General features: G+C 56.7%; 21 protein-coding genes. 7 read left to right on the top strand and 14 right to left on the bottom strand.

The genetic code is table 11. The features are described 5' to 3' along the window. Window positions 1-249 precede the first annotated feature (249 nt). The 10 genes from AB7E19_RS15705 to AB7E19_RS15660 all read right to left on the bottom strand — a co-directional run bounded on the left by AB7E19_RS15705 (window position 250) and on the right by AB7E19_RS15660 (window position 5,897). Entirely contained in the window at window positions 250-513 is a 264-nt protein-coding gene (locus AB7E19_RS15705; RefSeq protein ID WP_127904513.1) for a hypothetical protein, read from the bottom strand. Between the two features lie 86 nt (window positions 514-599). Continuing rightward, window positions 600-755 carry a hypothetical protein gene (locus AB7E19_RS15700; protein WP_427935870.1) on the bottom strand — a complete coding sequence of 52 codons (156 nt, stop codon included), beginning with the start codon at window positions 753-755 and terminating at the stop codon, window positions 600-602. Window positions 756-842: 87 nt separating this feature from the next. Then, the gene (locus tag AB7E19_RS15695) at window positions 843-2,726 is read right to left on the bottom strand and encodes a DUF262 domain-containing protein (RefSeq protein WP_102948465.1); all 1,884 of its coding nucleotides are present in this window, start codon (window positions 2,724-2,726) and stop codon (window positions 843-845) included. Between the two features lie 182 nt (window positions 2,727-2,908). After that, window positions 2,909-3,406: a RadC family protein gene (radC, locus tag AB7E19_RS15690; RefSeq protein WP_025202123.1), complete on the bottom strand. Its 498-nt coding sequence runs from the start codon at window positions 3,404-3,406 to the stop codon at window positions 2,909-2,911. 219 nt (window positions 3,407-3,625) lie between these two features. Then, window positions 3,626-3,775: a hypothetical protein gene (locus tag AB7E19_RS15685; RefSeq protein WP_408771330.1), complete on the bottom strand. Its 150-nt coding sequence runs from the start codon at window positions 3,773-3,775 to the stop codon at window positions 3,626-3,628. Beyond that, complete coding sequence (locus AB7E19_RS15680) at window positions 3,768-4,178, bottom strand: hypothetical protein (RefSeq protein WP_427935867.1); 411 nt, start codon at window positions 4,176-4,178, stop codon at window positions 3,768-3,770. The genes AB7E19_RS15685 and AB7E19_RS15680 overlap by 8 nt, the downstream gene beginning before the upstream one ends. A 9-nt stretch (window positions 4,179-4,187) precedes the next feature. Continuing rightward, entirely contained in the window at window positions 4,188-4,613 is a 426-nt protein-coding gene (locus AB7E19_RS15675; protein ID WP_427935865.1) for a DUF2787 domain-containing protein, read from the bottom strand. A gap of 19 nt (window positions 4,614-4,632) precedes the next feature. Continuing rightward, entirely contained in the window at window positions 4,633-4,980 is a 348-nt protein-coding gene (locus AB7E19_RS15670; RefSeq protein WP_408771334.1) for a YkvA family protein, read from the bottom strand. Window positions 4,981-5,063: 83 nt separating this feature from the next. Further along, window positions 5,064-5,513 carry a hypothetical protein gene (locus tag AB7E19_RS15665; protein ID WP_025202119.1) on the bottom strand — a complete coding sequence of 150 codons (450 nt, stop codon included), beginning with the start codon at window positions 5,511-5,513 and terminating at the stop codon, window positions 5,064-5,066. 48 nt (window positions 5,514-5,561) lie between these two features. Further along, on the bottom strand, window positions 5,562-5,897 hold the full coding sequence (locus AB7E19_RS15660; protein WP_025202118.1) for a hypothetical protein: 336 nt from the start codon (window positions 5,895-5,897) through the stop codon (window positions 5,562-5,564). Window positions 5,898-6,104: 207 nt separating this feature from the next. Between AB7E19_RS15660 and AB7E19_RS15655 the strand changes: the two genes are divergently transcribed. Beyond that, complete coding sequence (locus AB7E19_RS15655; protein WP_025202117.1) at window positions 6,105-6,455, top strand: helix-turn-helix domain-containing protein; 351 nt, start codon at window positions 6,105-6,107, stop codon at window positions 6,453-6,455. 11 nt (window positions 6,456-6,466) lie between these two features. Here the strand turns inward: AB7E19_RS15655 and AB7E19_RS15650 are convergent, their stop codons facing one another. From AB7E19_RS15650 to AB7E19_RS15635, 4 genes are all read right to left on the bottom strand, one after another. Further along, window positions 6,467-7,447: a hypothetical protein gene (locus tag AB7E19_RS15650; protein WP_025202116.1), complete on the bottom strand. Its 981-nt coding sequence runs from the start codon at window positions 7,445-7,447 to the stop codon at window positions 6,467-6,469. Beyond that, window positions 7,444-8,433, bottom strand: coding sequence for a YqaJ viral recombinase family protein (locus AB7E19_RS15645; RefSeq protein ID WP_427935862.1), 990 nt, complete (start codon window positions 8,431-8,433; stop codon window positions 7,444-7,446). Before AB7E19_RS15645 ends, AB7E19_RS15650 begins: the two co-directional genes overlap by 4 nt. Before the next feature lie 94 nt (window positions 8,434-8,527). After that, the gene (locus AB7E19_RS15640) at window positions 8,528-9,478 is read right to left on the bottom strand and encodes a DUF932 domain-containing protein (RefSeq protein ID WP_025201155.1); all 951 of its coding nucleotides are present in this window, start codon (window positions 9,476-9,478) and stop codon (window positions 8,528-8,530) included. 616 nt (window positions 9,479-10,094) lie between these two features. Beyond that, window positions 10,095-10,502, bottom strand: coding sequence for a Spy/CpxP family protein refolding chaperone (locus AB7E19_RS15635; protein ID WP_322130911.1), 408 nt, complete (start codon window positions 10,500-10,502; stop codon window positions 10,095-10,097). A 199-nt stretch (window positions 10,503-10,701) separates the two neighbouring features. Between AB7E19_RS15635 and pncC the strand changes: the two genes are divergently transcribed. From pncC to csrA, 6 genes are all read left to right on the top strand, one after another. Further along, window positions 10,702-11,193 (top strand): nicotinamide-nucleotide amidase, encoded by a 492-nt coding sequence (gene pncC / locus AB7E19_RS15630; RefSeq protein ID WP_319900608.1) that lies wholly within the window; start codon window positions 10,702-10,704, stop codon window positions 11,191-11,193. A gap of 80 nt (window positions 11,194-11,273) precedes the next feature. Then, the gene (recA, locus tag AB7E19_RS15625) at window positions 11,274-12,338 is read left to right on the top strand and encodes a recombinase RecA (RefSeq protein ID WP_043154135.1); all 1,065 of its coding nucleotides are present in this window, start codon (window positions 11,274-11,276) and stop codon (window positions 12,336-12,338) included. Between the two features lie 41 nt (window positions 12,339-12,379). Then, the gene (locus AB7E19_RS15620) at window positions 12,380-12,886 is read left to right on the top strand and encodes a regulatory protein RecX (protein WP_069652250.1); all 507 of its coding nucleotides are present in this window, start codon (window positions 12,380-12,382) and stop codon (window positions 12,884-12,886) included. A 279-nt stretch (window positions 12,887-13,165) separates the two neighbouring features. Beyond that, entirely contained in the window at window positions 13,166-15,790 is a 2,625-nt protein-coding gene (gene alaS / locus AB7E19_RS15615; RefSeq protein WP_041212325.1) for an alanine--tRNA ligase, read from the top strand. Window positions 15,791-15,806: 16 nt separating this feature from the next. Beyond that, a complete protein-coding gene (locus AB7E19_RS15610) occupies window positions 15,807-17,054 on the top strand; it encodes an aspartate kinase (RefSeq protein ID WP_010672822.1) in 1,248 nt (415 codons plus the stop codon). 93 nt (window positions 17,055-17,147) lie between these two features. After that, entirely contained in the window at window positions 17,148-17,336 is a 189-nt protein-coding gene (gene csrA, locus AB7E19_RS15605; protein ID WP_005315760.1) for a carbon storage regulator CsrA, read from the top strand. Window positions 17,337-17,424: the final 88 nt, after the last annotated feature.

Below are 17,424 nucleotides of genomic sequence, written 5' to 3'. Positions count from 1 at the left end.
TTTTCAGCTTAGCGTTGATGGAGATAACGGAAGTAGAAATCGAGCTCCTTGCAGAGTTAGGCTGCTTGGCCTAAATAGCTGTTCCGAATAGTAGACCACAAGAGGAAGGGAGCTCAGCCCAGTTTGTGCAATCTCATTAGGCGTCAGTTCAAAACCACTATACTCCACCAGGTAAAAATAGTAATTAGGTATAGAATGATGGTTCTAAGTATGACTGATTTAATTTACAGTGATTATTTAATCTGGCCATTATTTAAATGGGGTGTTGTACATGTTAACAATATAACTTTCGATTTCGCGAAAATCTCCTGAAAATAAAAGATTTTCGGTTCGTTCTTCATCTTTGCAATGAAACTCAATCACTTCGTAGCATGAGCGATCTTCGTTTTCAAAAATAACTATGCCATCATTTTTATTTCCACTTATCAACCAAGTCTGAAAGACCCAATCAGCAGATAAACCTATCATTTGGAATTTTTTATTTAAAGTTTCTGTTCTATTGGTAAGTTCCATTCGTTTCACCTTGTTTTAAATTAAGTAAAAAAACAATTAATAATTTGTGGGGGGCTACAGAGCTCTTGCTCATTCTTTTATCGTACTCATTGTAACAAGTATTTGTCGGTGATAGCGATGCCCTTGGCCAGTATCTGACGGGCAATCAGGTTAGCGATGGTCAACAGGTCCTCTTTGTTAATCAGCTCAGTGACGAGATCGGTGCCGGGGATCTCCCCGGCGATCAGTTTGTGGTGCAACATGATTGTGTTCCATACGCCATCGCCCCACTGCATGGGAAGCGGTAGGGTTAATGACGACAATCAGCTCGAAAGGTCAACAGCCCCTAATCATGCCAAAACATCCTCAACCACTTCCTCATCCTGATCTTCAGGCTCCGGTTCAGCCTGGATAGACTGCGAAATATACACACGACTTTTCAGCCGTTCTTTAAGCGCTGCTCTGCGCGCGGCAAAAAATTCCGGAAAATCCTCAAAGCCCAGATCGACACCCTCTACCAGCAGGTTTGCCGCTGTCAGATGAACAGAAGAGTCCTCAAGCCACTCCTTCAGTGGCCGATCAGACTTACTCAGGTTCTGGGAGTCATTCAGCAGATGAAGATTGGCAATAGTGTTCCAATGGCTGGAATCTGCATAAAACTCCATTCGCTCAGAATTCTTGAGAAGGGCATCCACTTTAGCCAAACGCTTCTTGTCAAAGTGACTACGTGGGTGCAAGTGATCAATATGAAATACTTCCGTTGCATTCATTTCCGGGAACAACAAATGCAGCAGTGCACGGCAGCGCCCTTCGCCATGCTCAATATTCAGCACGCTCTCCATGTATTCATCATCAAACCGCAAATCCTTGTTGGTTGCCGTGTATCTCTCCACCACCTGCTGCAATGGGAAGTGCTGCTCGTCCATATGCTGATCCAGCACATCACGCATCGATTTCAGGATGGTATCTGCTTGCCCGCCAAATACCCCTTTAAGCAGCGCCATATAAAACCAGCGACTTATCAGGTCTCGCTGCTCATTATGCTTGGAAAGATTGTTTATGCTCTTGAAGAGAGATCCATTGCCAACCTGCTTTTTGTACAGGTAGTAACAAATCGGGATCACCGCATTTTTGGATGTCAGCGATTGGGAGTTAATGCCCATGCGGCGGATCAGCCGCAGTGTTTCCAGAATGCAGTCACGTATTTCAGCCCATGCGTCCTGGATCTGGCGAACCTGCTCGGCACTGAAATTTTTCACTTTAAACCGCACGTCCGCACCGATAAGCACCAGGCAGGCTTTGAGCACCCAGTCGCGATCCATGTAGAAACCAATATCGGCGCTTTGATGAATCTGACGAATCAGCCCATCCACATCCTGACGGAAGTCACCATCCCAGTTTGCTACCGCAATCGACATCAACAGATCAGAAAAGTCCAGCTTGGTACCACCACTGTTGGTGCGGATAAACACATCCAGCACGTGGTCTATTTCCTGACTGCTCTCATTGAAGTAATGAACAATACGCTGCGAACGGATGACGTCATACAACTGACCCAAGGTGTCAGCAGCAAACTCATTAGCCTGCAAGTTATGGGCTTCCAGGTAAGGCTTGGTCACCTTGTTCCAGATATGATTGCCACCATCAACCTGCGGCATCTTGAGGATGTCATGCAGGCAAAACCAGTGATGCTTACTATCCGATGTCGCCAAGGCGCTCTTGTACTGGGCGTCGGTCAGAAATTTAAAGTTGTAATGCATCAGTGATTCGTTGTCTTGCGAGTCGACAGCCTGTGCCAAGTCGAGGTACAACTTGCGTGGCGGCAGCAGCTTGTCATCCCGAGTTGTCGGCCACCACACCCGTGGTTGCTTGTACGCATAAGTGCCACATAAGCCAATATACAATGAGGTAAGGCGCTGCTGGCCGTCGATGATGGCCTTGAAGTTTTTATAACTGGCAGTGGTCGGCTTATGCGGATTCTCCTCACTGAAGCGCTGGCAGTAGCACTTCAGGAACTCATAAAACTTGTAGTCGTTCTTGATTTCAGCGCTGTTCACCTCCCACATCATGAAGGAGTTAATCGGATATCCCCGCATGATGGAATCGAACAGCACACAGATCTGGTGACTGCTCCAGACAAACTTGCGCTGAATAGCAGGCAACAGATAATCCCCACCATTAATGGCCGCAATCGCTTCCTGAATGGTAATTGCCTTTTCATACTCACCTGCCATGTTTAGTCCTCTTTCGCATCTAGGCCTACGCTCTTTTTCAAGGCCGCGCCGAGTTTGAGATTGTAAAGAAAGTCACTGAATCAGAAAATTCTGATTCAGTGACTTGTATCAAACTATCTCGATGTTATCTGCAAGCCAGCCGCGTCGCTTGATGAGTATATCTAGGCTGATAAGTGTAAGGTTCATATCAGTCCCCGTTCTGCCAGCGACACCACTCCCTCAGTACCGACGACCAGATGATCCAAAATCCGGATATCCACCAGTGCTAGGGCATCCTGTAGGCGCAGGGTGATCTCGATATCTGCCCGGCTGGGTTCCGGGTATCCCGATGGGTGGTTATGCACCAGCATCAGGGCGGCAGCATTGTGGTGCAGTGCCCGCTTGACGACATCGCGAGGGTAAACGGTCGCAGCGGACAGGGTGCCAAGGAACAGCTCCTCGTAGGCCAGGATCCTGTGTTGGTTATCAAGGAACAGTGCCGCAAAAACTTCGCGATCCCGTGTTTGCAGCAGCCCTTGCAGGGCCTGATGGGCTAAGTGTTTATCGGTAATAGCTTCTCCCTTGGCCAGTTTCTGCCGGGCAACAGCTTGGGCGATGGTGAGCAGATCATCGTCGGTGACAAGATCAGTCACCTGGTAGGTGCCGGGGAGCTCCCCTGCGATCAGTTTGTGGTGCAACATGATTGTGTTCCATACGCCATCGCCCCACCGCATTGGACGCGGCAGGGTAGGCGAGGTAGTTGGTTAATAGGTTATTGGATGGGGGGGGACCGCAGGCTTGGTTGGCGGTGTTCAGGCCGCCAAGGTGTGCGGTGTGTAGTCGTGTAGCGGGACGTGGTAACTGGTCGCCAGCAGGGTGCCTAGCTGGGTTAGCCAGCGGTGATCCGGGTGGTCACACAGTCATTGCGCCAATGCATCGCCCCATTCGTTTTCATAGCGCAGGTAGAGGGCGTAACCGTTCACCTGTGAGCCTCGGTCATGCACCACTTCAATCTGACCATCGTGCTCAAGATAAGCCTCCAGCTCGATGGCGATCACGGCGTTAATCATCTTCGGTCTCCTTGTCAGGGATGGGCTCACTCTCCACGGCATAGCCGCGATGGATGCAGATGTGCTGCAGGTCGCTCAGAAAGTTGGCCAGCACGCGGGGCTGCTCGCTGAGCGGCACCGGCCCTGCTTGGCAATGCCAGAAACAACTTCGCTTGGGGTCAATGCAGATCTCATCGACCGGCTGGCTCATGGTGTGCCAGTCCTCGGCATTGGTCAGGGAGAGCAGTTGCCACTGCACGCCAGACCAACGGACCTGCAGGGTGACTGTGCGGATGTGTGGACTATCCGGGGTCAGGTGCAGCAGCCAACGTTGACCACTGCGAGTGGGGGTTAGCTTGGCGCTGGTGGCGACTCGTCCCAGCCACTGGCGTGTGTAGTGGGAGAGCGCTAATTCTTGGCTCATCGTGTCCTCCTAATCTCCTGCGACCGTGACGCTGAAACACTCCAACCGGCAGTAGGCAATGAAGTTGCTCTGCCAGATATCGAACAGCTCCCGCGCTTCGGCCAGTCGCAGTGGTCCCCAGCCCAACATGGTGTGTTCCCCATCGAGGCAGTTGAAATCGAGCTCTTTGCAGAGTTCGGCATCCTGACCCACTCCCTGATAACTGAAGTCAGCGACGTAATCGAACAGCCAGCCATCGAGCCCACGGATCAGGCGGATCTCTACTGGGTGCACGCCGCCTTGTTCGGCGCTGTAGCCGGGGTTACGAAAGTTGAAGGTCAGTTGGGTTAAGCGCTCAAGATTGAGCTCTGTTTTAGCGATTTCCTGGTTGAGCAGAACCAGCAATGCTTGGTCAACGGGCAGGGCAAAGCCGTCCCGGAAAAAGGGAATGGTCATGGTGTACTCCTTGTGGGGGTTAATCTTGGCCGAACAGCTCGCGCATTTTTCTGGCCACACGGGCACGGATCTGTTCATCAATAAAGGCGACAATGCTGGCGAGCGCCGCACTGAGTACCGCGATGTCATCGGTGAGCCCCATCGGCAACACATCCGGGATGGCATCAAGGGGGGAGATAAAGTAGGCCAGCGCACTGTAGATCAGCAGCTTGGCCCACAGCGGCAGGTCATCCTTCTGGCTGGTGTAGTAGAGCAACAAGCAGGTCTCGATAAAGGGCCGACCGGCACGTTTGGCAAAGGCCCAGAGTTTGTGCCAAAAGCCTGTGTGGTCGAACGGCTCGCATTCAGGGGGAATGCAGGGGGGCATCGTGCGTCTCCTTCACGGGTGGGTGAATTGCAGAAATAAAAAGAGGAGGCAAATGCCTCCTCTTGGATGGGAATGGATGTGAGCTATTGGTCCCACATCAAGCAGTCAAACTCGGGGGTATTAGTGGCGGGCAGTACAGCGGCTACTTCTTGGGTCGGCAGTGCCAGCTGCTTGCCGTCCGCCGTTAAAATGCGGATCGACTTGGCCTTGCGCAACTTGCCCCACATGTCGAAGAAGTTGTTCTCACCGACACGGGATTCGGTCTCATAGGGCGCATTGTATTGGCTGCCATCAACGATGATGGAGAAAGCCTGCCCAGCATAAGAGCCGTACTCCTTGCCCTGCACAGTGGCCGTCATGCTGACTTTGCGGGTGTCATTACAGGCGATATAGAGGTTGTTTTGCTGGTTAACCACCGCCGTGTATTCGCTGGTGCCCTGACCCCAGCCACTGCTCCAGCGTCCAGCCTCGCCATACGCAAAGGCGTTGCCGCACAGCATCAGTGCTGTTGAGGTAATGATGAGTTTGTTCATCCCTGTGACTCCTAAAGGCTCAAGGATTTAGATGAGCCATTAACGTGGTTATTTTTTGTAAAGCACGCTGAGTGAGTTATCCACCAAGTGCTTAACGATTTCATAGTCTGGATTGTAAGTGGCGAGATTATGTGCCGCGATGGTGACGGCAGATGCGATCCCGGCTAGACCGGTAATACCGCCAAAAACGCTGGCCCCTGCTGCGGCGATCCGGCCCTTGGTATACACCCGGCATTTCAGCCCGGCAGGTTCGATGCTGTTTTCAAGTTTTGTAACAGCGGCGCTCATTCGCCCCGATAGCCCCACGACTTCGAAAGATTTTCGAGCACGGATCAGTGAGGTCAGCTTGTCAGTACCCAGATCTTCATAAGTCAGTCTTTCCATGTTTTGTGTCCTTGGTCGTGTAGTAAAAGCGTCTTATGGAGCCCAGCTGTTGCGAGTTGGTCACGATGGTTTATTGGTTGAGGGCCTCGCATCTGTGTCAAATCAGCATCAATTGCCGTTTGTGGACTCATTAAGTCTTTAGTCTACCTTTTGAGTCCTTATCGTCAATGGGTCCATGGTCAACCATAGAGGTTGACTGGAGGACCCATGACAGATATCAACCTTGAGCTGTTAGCCAAGAGCGTTGGCAAGGCGATTAGCCACAAGCGCACTCAAGCCGGATTCACGCAAGAGCAGGTGGCTGAACACCTCAGTATCGGGATGGAAGCCGTCTCACGAATGGAGCGGGGGATCGTGGTGCCGACCGTGGTGCGGCTGGCGGAGCTCGCTCAACTTTTCGGCTGTGAGCTGGCGGATTTCCTGCGCGAGACCAGTAACCGCCCGACCGAGCAGGGCATTGTGCTGAGCCAGCAACTGGCCCGGCTCGATGATGCTGACCGAACTCTGTTGCTGGAAACGGTAGAACGGTTGGTGGAGCGGTTGGCGCGTCCCCGCTGATCATCCACCATTCACTGGGGAGGGGATGGGTTCTCTTTCCCCAATTTGTTGGTGAGCGGACTCCTTCTTGGTTGTGGCCTCTGCGGTGTTCCGGTTGCTTGGCTTTGCGGTGCGGCATGCGAAGTAGTCGCCTCCACACCAGTGTTACCATTCGCCGTCTCGTCGCTGTTGGTTTCGGGATAGAACTCCTCCAACAGCATCGGCACCTCCTCATCGATATCTTCAAACTGGCCGTTACGCAGCAACTCGCGAGCAGCCTGCTCCATCTGGTCGATGGCCAAGCCTGCCTCTTGGTCACGCTGGGCAGCCTCCTGCGCCTGCCTGACTGCCTCGGTCAGGGTGGTCTCTTCCCGCAAGGTTAGATCCACGTAGTAGACCGGTGTGCGGTAGGACTGGGTGGTGCTCTTGGCCCGCAACCGCAGGGTGAGCGGCAGATAGCGGGTATGGCCCCCGCTCAAAGCCTCCAGGTACTTCAGTCGAGCCGCCAGAGTGCGCACCGAGTTGTAGCCGGTGGTGCGGAAGATAAAGCTACCCAGCTCATCCCCTTGCCCCTCCACAAACAGGTTCAGTCGTCCGTACAGCTTGCAGCCCTGTTGCCCTGCAAAGGCGCAGCGCTCTGGTCCAGGGCAGCTGACTTCCTCCATGCCTTGCGCCCCCACACGTCTCGCCACCTCCCCATTCCCGACACACAGCGGCCTGCCGGTTTGCCGGTCAAACGCGCTGTATTCCGCCCGTAGATTCAAGTCGCTATCGTTGAACAGCACCCGCACCGGAATGGCGCGGATCTTGATCTGCTCCTGTCCCTGGCCACTTTTCTGCGATGAGTAGTGTTGATGCAGGGGATGGAGCAACCATCCCCCCTTCTGTTGTACTTGGGTGGTGAGGGTGAAGCTGTCGTCCTTCTCCGGTACCCACTTATCCTGCTTTTGCACCAGCTTGCCGATGCAGATCCGCCCAATCACGGGCGGGGTGATCGCCAGTCCTTTGATCATGGTGTTTGCCTCAAGGGTTGAATGGTGAAACGGCGCACGCCGGGCACCGGTTTGACGTAACGGGTAAGCAAGTCGGGATGATCCTGACCTAGCTTATCCAGATCCGGTGCCAGCCGGTCTTTACTGCGCTTCCAGGTGATCTTGCCATCGGCAAACAGCCCGGCAGTGGCTTCACCCAAGGTCGCTTGCAACCGCTGCTTGAGCTGCGACTCCTGTAGCTCGACCGCTTCTTTTTGCTGACGCAAGCGCAATAGTTCGCCAAACAGCTGGTTGAACTCGGGAGAATCGGAGAGATCCACCGTCTGGCCATCGTCACGGGGGAAGAGCCAGCTCAGAGCATTGGCAGCATCACTGGAGCCGTCAGGTTCAGGCTGCTGGTCTTGTTGCACCATCTGCCAGAACTGCGCTTCCCGTTCGGTGAGATCCAGGATCTTCTCCTCATCGCGCTCGATGCGGTAAATCCGAAAGTCCTGGCCGCCGATCAGCACTGCCACCTCCGCCCAGGCATGGCCGGTAACAGCCAGCTGATGCAGTACCTGACACTGGTAGACCACCGGTACTCCTTCCTCCCACTGGGGGGCGCTGTGATAGCTGGCGGTCTTGATCTCCAGAATGCCCGGCCCATCGGGATGGCCGACCACCTCCCGATCGAGGTTGGCGAGCATGAAGGGTTGCTCGGGGTGTTGCAGTACCGCATTGACCCGGCGCACCTTATTGCCGGTGCGTTTGGTATAGACCTGCGCCAGCACCGGTTCGAGCTCGATGCCCCACAGCACCGCTTCCTTGTGGGAGGTATCTTCCGGCTTCTTGCGACCGGTCTTCTCCAGCCAAAGGCTGAGCGGACATTTGTAGGGGGATAGCCCCACTGCCACGGCGGCATCGGAGGAGCCGATGCCGAGTTTGCGGATAGTAAGCCACTGCTCGCGGGTTAATTGGGTAGTGGAGGCCAGCCGCAGGGCTTGGCCATATTTGGCTTTTGCTTTCATGACGACTCCTTGTTGACGGCATAAATGACTACGCCCGGATTGGCTTGCGCCAGTCCGGGTGAGGTCGTTATGCGGTTTGGATAGGGAAGAGGAATTACTGCAGCAGGGTAAGGGCTTGGTTCAGGGCTTGGGATTTGAGTTGGGCTCCCTGACCGAACCAGGCGGAATCGAGTCGATGGTCCTGACTGCGAGCACGGCGGTGGTGATCGACATATTCCGTGACAGCATTAACCAGCCCCCAGGCGGTATTGCGGGAGCTGACAAGTTCTGAGCCCATGCCTGCGCCCTGATAGAGCTCATGCAGCCGTTGTACCGGCTTGGTGAGGATGATGTTCTCCTCATCCAGCGGTTGCGCCAACAGGTCGCTGAAAAAGCGCAGCGCCTCTTCGGGGGCGACGGGCCGCTGTGCCAGCGCCTTGGTCTGCGCCTTAAATTCATCCCAATGAGAGAGCCCCAGCCCGAGCGACTCTTTGACGGCAGCGGCATCGAACTGAGTAGAGTGGGGCACCTTGATGGCACCGGTAGCACCGCGCAGTGCCATCTGTAGGGTGTTGTTGCAGACTACCCGCAGCGAGGTGAACTGCGCCGTGGTGCAGAGCGTGCCGTCGCAGCTGGTCGCCAGCAGCAGATAGGACTTTACCAAGTCATTGCCTTTGAGTTTTAGATCCTGGCCGGTCTTAGCGAGTGCCCACAGCTTGCGGCCGCCTTTGAGCGAGCCTGCGGTCTCCAGCTCAAAGCCTCCGGCTTCCACCAGGTCTTGATAGAAATGCAGCACCTCGTGAGGCTGTACCACGTTGTAGCGACTTGAGACCACCGATAGGGGGGCGAGGGTATCGGAGCGATACAGCACCTTGCTGTCGCTGTAGGGGCGGATATGCAGTGCATCGGAGGCGACGTTAAACATTACGTCGCTCTGCTCGATGGTCCAATCCATCCCGGCTGCCTGTAGCCAGATATCGAGAGATTGTTGCGGGGGCAAAATATTGCCAAGGCCATGCCAAGGGGCTTGGCCCGTGTAGGCCATGGTGTCAATCAGGTGAGCCATATCTCCTCCAGGAATTGTGAAATGCAGACATCAGCCTGCTAACTCATGGAGGTGATGTAGGTTTGAAAGTTTATTGAATAGGATGTAGTCGTGTTTTTATTTGTGTGTGCTGTTAAGCAGCATACAGGTTGTTATGTTTGGACAATGCCCTTCATTGGAGATGTGGGTGCAGGATTGGTAAAAGAGGCTCAATCATGAAGGGTGTTTATAGCGTAGGTTAAAGCGTAGTTAGGTAAATAAATTTCAAAAAAACGCATTAAAATCAACATGTAAACACCCTTGCATCATGGGGGTGTGGGCGCTCAAGTTGGCGCCTGGCGCCTGGCGCCTGGCGCTTGGTATTGTGCTGTCATGTGCTATTCCAGAAGGTGCTCTTGCGGGCAAACGTCTGCCGTCATGGGTCTGAATCTGGGGGCCATTCTACATGCTCGAGGCAAGATGGTGAGGAGGAATCTCCGTCTTGGGGGCAAAGCCGGCATCCCGTCGCGGATCTGTGCATCCGGATGATGCTGACCAGAGTGGTCTGGGGGGAGCCTGGCCGAAAAGAGGCATGGGGGAGGAGAAATAGCATCCCCGCACGGATGCGGGGATGGGAGAGACGGGGAGAGTGTCGCCCTCAGTACATGGCTTCGCCGCCGCTCAGCATCTCGTGCAGTTTGGCTTTCTGCTCGGGCGTCAGCACCCGGCTCACCTCGAAGAGGTAGTGGGCGCGATGGTAGCGGGCATCGGCCTGTACGTCGCTGATGGTCTGCAACTGCTTTCTCGCCGCCACTTCATCCCATTTGCCGGACTTGATCATGTTGACGATGACGTCCTGGCCGATTGCGTCGAGCTTGATTGAGCCCAGCTCCCTGGTGGCCTGCTCGCGCAGCCCCTTGATCTGCTCCACCTGGGCGCTGGAGAGGTTCAGCTCCTGGGCCAGGGTGGTCTCGCTCTGCAGCTCGGCGGTGCCCTCGGTGGCAAAGGCATGGGTGGCGATACACATTGCGAGGGCTGTCATGGCGACGTTGAACGAATGCTTCATCCGGCTTTCTCCTTGGTCTGATGGGATGGAAACCGCATGCATGGCGGTGTTGGAACATGATAATGAGCAGCCATGTACTGGAGCTTAAGCGACGACAACTTGCTGACGCAGTGGCCCCGGGGTCGGTTGCCCGAGGAGCGGGGCAACTGCATAATGAGCGCCATATTTCGCCTGGAAGAGGCCGGAAGAGGACGCGATGATGGGACTTGAGGTAGAGATCTCCCGCTTATCCCGGGAACTGGGCGAAGCACTGCTGGCCAGAGGCTGGCTTGCCGCAACGGCGGAATCCTGCACCGGCGGCGGGGTTGCCACTGCCATCACGGATACTGCCGGCAGCTCGGCCTGGTTCGATCGCGGTTTCGTGACCTACACCAACGAAGCCAAACAGCAGATGCTCGGCGTCAGCATCGACAGCCTGTTGCGCCACGGTGCCGTCAGCGAACCCGTGGTGCTGGAGATGACCCGGGGCTGCCTGGCTCGCTCCGATGCGGGTATCTGCGTGGCCATCAGCGGTATCGCCGGGCCTGGTGGTGGCAGCGAGGAGAAACCGGTCGGCACTGTCTGGTTTGCCTGGGCAGATCGTACCGGTCGTCACCACTCCCTGCTCGCCCGTTTCGATGGGGATCGCCATCAGGTGCGCCAGCAGGCGGTCAGACAGGCCTTGTCCGGGCTCCTGGCACTGCTCAAATAAATTGGGCTTGATACTGTATGCATAAACAGTATACTTAGCCCAACTTCACTTCTTACTCACGATTCCCAGCGGAGATTGGCATGGATCAGAACAAACAGAAGGCACTGGCGGCTGCGCTGGGCCAGATCGAAAAGCAGTTTGGCAAAGGCTCCATCATGCGTCTGGGCGACAGCAAGACCATGGATATCGAAGCCATCTCCACCGGCTCTCTCTCTCTGGACGTGGCGCTGGGGATCGGTGGTCTGCCGTGCGGTCGTATCGTCGAGATCTACGGTCCGGAATCGTCCGGTAAAACCACGCTGACCCTGCAGGTGATCGCAGAAGCCCAGAAGAAGGGCAAGACCTGTGCCTTCGTCGATGCGGAGCACGCACTGGATCCTATCTATGCCGCCAAGCTGGGCGTCAACGTCGACGACCTGCTCATCTCCCAGCCGGATACCGGTGAACAGGCACTGGAGATTTGCGACATGCTGGTGCGCTCCAATGCCGTCGACGTCATCATCGTTGACTCCGTGGCGGCCCTGACTCCGAAAGCGGAAATCGAAGGGGAGATGGGTGACTCCCACGTCGGCCTGCAGGCCCGACTGATGTCCCAGGCGCTGCGTAAATTGACCGCCAACATCAAGAACGCCAACTGCCTGTGCATCTTCATCAACCAGATCCGGATGAAGATCGGTGTCATGTTCGGCAGCCCGGAGACCACTACCGGTGGTAACGCTCTGAAGTTCTACGCCTCTGTGCGCCTGGACATCCGTCGTACCGGGGCCATCAAGGAAGGTGATGAAGTGGTCGGTAACGAGACCCGCGTCAAGGTCGTCAAGAACAAGGTGGCGCCACCTTTCAAGCAGGCTGAATTCCAGATCTTCTATGGTGCCGGTATCTCCAAGGAGGGCGAGCTGGTGGATCTCGGCGTCAAGCACAAGCTGATCGACAAGGCGGGGGCCTGGTACAGCTACAACGGCGAGAAGATCGGCCAGGGCAAAGCCAACGTGATGAAGCTCTTCTCCGAAAACAAGGCACTGGCTGCCGAGGTGGAAGTGAAGCTGCGCGAGCTGCTGCTCTCCGGCGCCGCGCCGGTGGAGGAGAAGGCCACGGCTGCCGAATACGCCGAGTTTGAAGCCGAAAACGAACAAGAGTTCGAATAAGGAATGAGGAAAGGCCGGGTTGATACCCGGCCTTGTTGTTTATGGTGGATGAATCAGTGAACGAGCCGGGCGAGCCCGTCGAATTGACCTTTGAAGAGCTGGTCGTCGCCGCCCGCGCCTTTGCCATGCGTAGTCTTGCCCGCCGCGAAAGTGCGGAGTCCGAGCTGGCCAGACGCCTGCGTCAGAAGGGATTCGAGGAGGAGGTGGTCGCCGTTGTACTCGACCATTGCCGTGGCTATGGCTGGGTCAATAACGATCGTTACGGTGCCATGGCGGTGCGGGCCGGTGCGGCCAAAGGCCATGGTCCGCTCAGGATCCGCTTCGACCTGCGTCGCAAGGGGCTGGATGACACCCAGATCGAGGCGGCCCTGGATCAACCCGAGCTCGACTGGTTCGAACTGGCGCTTGCGTTGTTGTCGCGTCGGGCAAAGGCGACCGACTTTGCCGACTTCAAACTGCGCATGAAGTGGCTCAAATATCTGATGGGGCGTGGTTTTACCCAGGAGCAAGCCCGTTACGCCCTCTCAGCCATGCAAGGTGAGCAATAGTGGCGCGCCGAGGTTGGACCTATGGGCAGGATTTCCCTTGGTGTGCGGTGCGGCTGGTGGGGAATATCAGCCCTTCGCCGGGTCTGTCAATGGTGGCCCTGTGGTCGAGCGAGGCATCCCGAAGCCCCCCTGTTGCGACGTGCTTGCGGGTGCTGCTGCCAAACGCTGGCCCCTTGGGGGCTATTTCACCCGCCAAGGGTCCCCACGTTTTACTTTACCCTGCAGAAAACTTACATTAATGCGGTTAAAAGTCCGTATTCGAATCAAGCAGGATTTTCCATGTACATGTCCACGTCAGAGATTCGCGCTGCGTTTCTCGAGTATTTCCGCACCCAGGGACACCAGGTTGTCTCTTCCAGCTCGCTGGTACCGCACAACGATCCGACCCTGCTGTTCACCAACGCAGGGATGAACCAGTTCAAGGACGTGTTCCTTGGCGCCGACAAGCGTGCCTATCACCGTGCCACCACGGCCCAGCGTTGCGTGCGGGCTGGCGGCAAGCACAATGACCTGGAAAACGTCGGCTATACCGCCCGTCACCATACCTTCTTCGAGATGCTGGGCAACTTCAGCTTCGGTGACTACTTCAAACAGGACGCCATCCGGTTTGCATGGGAATTCCTGACCGGTACCCTCAAGCTGCCCAAAGAGCGCCTGCTGGTGACCGTCTACGCGACTGATGACGAAGCCTTCGACATCTGGGAAAAAGAGGTCGGCGTGCCGGCCGATCGCATCGTGCGCATCGGTGACAACAAGGGTGCTCCTTATGCATCCGACAACTTCTGGGCCATGGGCGATACCGGCCCATGCGGTCCCTGCACCGAGATCTTCTACGACCACGGCGATCACATCTGGGGTGGCCCTCCCGGTTCACCGGAAGAGGATGGCGACCGCTTCATCGAGATCTGGAACGTGGTCTTCATGCAGTTCAACCGTCAGGCTGACGGCACCATGGAGCCGCTGCCCCGTCCGTCCGTGGATACCGGCATGGGTCTGGAGCGTATCTCCGCCATCATGCAGGGGGTGCACTCCAACTATGAGATCGACATCTTCCAGGCGTTGATCAAGAAGGCGGCCGAGATTGTCGGCACCACGGATCTGAGCAACCAGTCCCTGCGCGTCATCGCGGACCACATCCGTTCCTGCGCCTTCCTGGTGGCTGATGGAGTCATGCCCTCCAATGAAGGTCGCGGCTACGTGCTGCGCCGCATCATCCGCCGCGCCGTGCGTCACGGCCGCAAGCTGGGTGCTACCGACGTCTTCTTCTACAAGCTGGCTGCCGAGCTGGCCGTACAGATGAAGGATGTGGCGGCGGAACTGATCGCCCAGCTGCCGCTGGTCGAACGTGTGCTGCGCATCGAGGAGGAGCAGTTCGTTCGCACCCTGGACAGAGGTCTGCTGCTGCTGGAAGACGCCCTGGCCAACCTCGGTGATGCCAAGGTGATCCCGGGGGAAGTGGTGTTCAAGCTCTATGACACTTACGGCTTCCCGGCCGACCTGACCGCCGACGTGGTGCGCGAGCGCGAGATCGGCATCGACGAAGAGGGCTTCAAGGCCGAGATGGAGAAGCAGCGCGCCCGTGCGAAAGAGGCTTCCAGTTTCGGCGTGAACTACAACGACGTGCTGAAGCTCGATTTCGAGACCCCCTTTACCGGTTACAAGCAACTGAGCCAGAACACCCAGGTGGTCGGTATCTACAAGGATGGTGTCGAGGTCAATGGCCTCATCGCCGGTGAAGAGGCCGTGATCGTGCTGGCGGAGACCCCCTTCTATGCGGAGTCCGGCGGTCAGGTGGGTGACAGTGGCATCCTCAAGGTGGATGACGGCATCTTCGCCGTCACCGACACCCAGAAAGCGGGCAAGGCGATCATCCACAAGGGCTATCTGGAACTGGGTACCCTGGAGAAGGGAGCCGAGGTCGAGGCCGTGGTCGATGGCGACCGTCGTCAGGCCATCGCCCTTAACCACTCCGTGACTCACCTATTGCACGCGGCCTTGCGCCAGGCGCTGGGTGAGCACGTGACCCAGAAAGGATCCCTGGTGGGCGCCGAGCGCATGCGCTTCGACTTCTCCCACTTCGAAGGGCTGACCATGGCGACCATTCGCCGGATCGAGGAGCTCGTCAACGCCCAGATCCGTGCCAACCACGAGGTGGCCACCCAGCTGATGGGGCTGGAAGAGGCCAAGTCAGCCGGTGCCATGGCGCTGTTTGGCGAGAAATATGAAGACGATGTGCGCGTGGTACGCATGGGCGACTACTCCACCGAGCTGTGTGGCGGTACTCACGCCAAGCGCACCGGTGATATCGGCTTTTTCAAGATCATCGCCGAGAGCGGCATCGCGGCTGGCGTGCGCCGTATCGAAGCGGTCACCGGCAAGAGCGCCATCGATCTGATGCACCAGCTGGGTGAACAGATCGAAGAGGCCGCCGCGCTGGTGAAGGGCGATCAGTTCTCCATCGCCGACAAGGTTCGCCAGGTACTGGACAAGGCCAAGATGATGGAGCGCGAGCTGGAACAGCTCAAGGCCAAGTTGGCGGCGCAGGCGGGTAACGACCTGCTGAGCCAGGTCATCGACATCAATGGCCAGAAGGTGCTGGTTGCCGCCCTGGAAGGGGTCGACCCCAAATCCCTGCGCGGCATGCTGGACGAGCTGAAGAACCAGATGAAATCCGGTGTCGTGCTGCTGGCAACCAGCAGTGATGGCAAGGTCAACCTGATCGCGGGCGTGACCAATGACCTGACCGGCAAGGTCAAAGCTGGTGAGCTGGTCAATCTGGTGGCCCAGCAGGTGGGTGGCAAGGGTGGTGGTCGTCCCGACATGGCACAGGCGGGTGGTACACAGCCTGAGGCGGTGCCGGCGGCGCTGCAATCCGTTCACTCCTGGCTGGAAGAGCGCCTGTAAGCGGGCGAGGTGATCTGTGGCACTCTATGTACAGAAGTACGGTGGCACCTCGGTCGGCACGCTGGAGCGGATCGAGGCAGTTGCTGAGCGGGTTCAACTGACCCGTGCCCAGGGACATGACGTGGTGGTGGTGGTCTCCGCCATGTCGGGCGAAACCAACCGGTTGCTGGGCATGGCCCAGCAGCTGGACCAGGATGCCAACCGGCGCGAGATGGATGTGCTGATCTCCACCGGTGAGCAGGTCACCATTGCACTGCTGGCGATTGCGCTCAACAAGCGCGGTTGCCCCGCAGTCTCGATGACCGGTGATCAGGTCCGCATCCACACCGATTCCGCCTATGGCAAGGCGCGCATCACCCGTATCGACACCGAGCAGGTGGAAGCCGCACTCGGTGCCGGCAAGGTGGTAGTGATTGCCGGTTTCCAGGGGCGCGATGAGCACAATGCCATCACTACCCTGGGCCGAGGTGGTTCGGATACCACCGCGGTGGCCGTGGCTGCGGCCATCAAGGCCGATGAGTGCCAGATCTTTACCGATGTGGACGGGGTGTATACCACGGATCCGCGCATCGAACCCAAGGCGCGTCGCCTCGATACCATCACCTTCGAGGAGATGCTCGAGATGGCGAGCCTCGGTGCCAAGGTGTTGCAGATCCGCTCGGTCGAGTTCGCGGGCAAGTACCGTGTGCCGCTAAGGGTGCTGTCGAGTTTCGTCGACGGAGAGGGAACCTTAATCACATATGGAGGTGAGAGGATGGAAGCACCCCTGGTATCCGGCATTGCGTTCAATCGCAACGAGGCCAGCCTGACCATTCTGGGTGTGCCGGACAGGCCGACCGTGGCCGCGCAGATCCTGAATCCGATCAGCGACGCCAACATAGATGTCGACATGATAGTGCAGAACACCATGGGGGATGGTACCGCCGATTTCACCTTCACGGTGAATCGTGATGATTATCGCCGGGCCCGCGCCTTGCTGGAGGAGACCGCCAGCGAGCTGGGGGCCGCCTGCGTGCAGGGCAACGGAGAGATCGCCAAGGTCTCCATCGTCGGGGTCGGCATGTGGAATCATCCTGGTGTAGCGCGCACCATGTTCAAGGTATTGGGTGAGGAAGGGATCAACATGCAGCTGATCTCCACCTCTGAAATCAAGATATCCGTGGTGATTGACGAGAAGTACCTGGAGCTGGCCGTGCGTTCGTTGCACTCGGCGTTCGGGTTGGATCAAGAGCCTCATGAGCAGCCCTTGGGAAACAATCCCTGATTGATTTAGTTTCAACCATTTACCATATCGGTATCTTTGTAAGATAATGGCGCATATCGATATAAATACAAAACAGGATACAGGAGCAAGCGAATGCTTATTTTGACTCGTCGTGTAGGGGAAACCCTGATGATTGGTGACGAAGTAACCGTTACCGTACTGGGCGTAAAAGGGAACCAGGTTCGTATCGGTGTGAATGCACCGAAAGAGGTTTCCGTACACCGCGAAGAGATCTACATGCGGATACAGGCCGAGAAAGTCCCGGGCCAACCGAATTTCTAAGCCATTTCATGGCTGCCTGAAGGCGACATCCCGGATGTCGCCTTTTGTTTTTCAGGGGCCTGCAAATCGGCCTGTAGAGCGCGAAACT

This window comes from Aeromonas sp. (assembly GCF_050252055.1).
Taxonomy (GTDB): Bacteria; Pseudomonadota; Gammaproteobacteria; order Enterobacterales; family Aeromonadaceae; genus Aeromonas; species Aeromonas caviae.
This window is presented reverse-complemented; position numbering and strand designations above follow the sequence as displayed.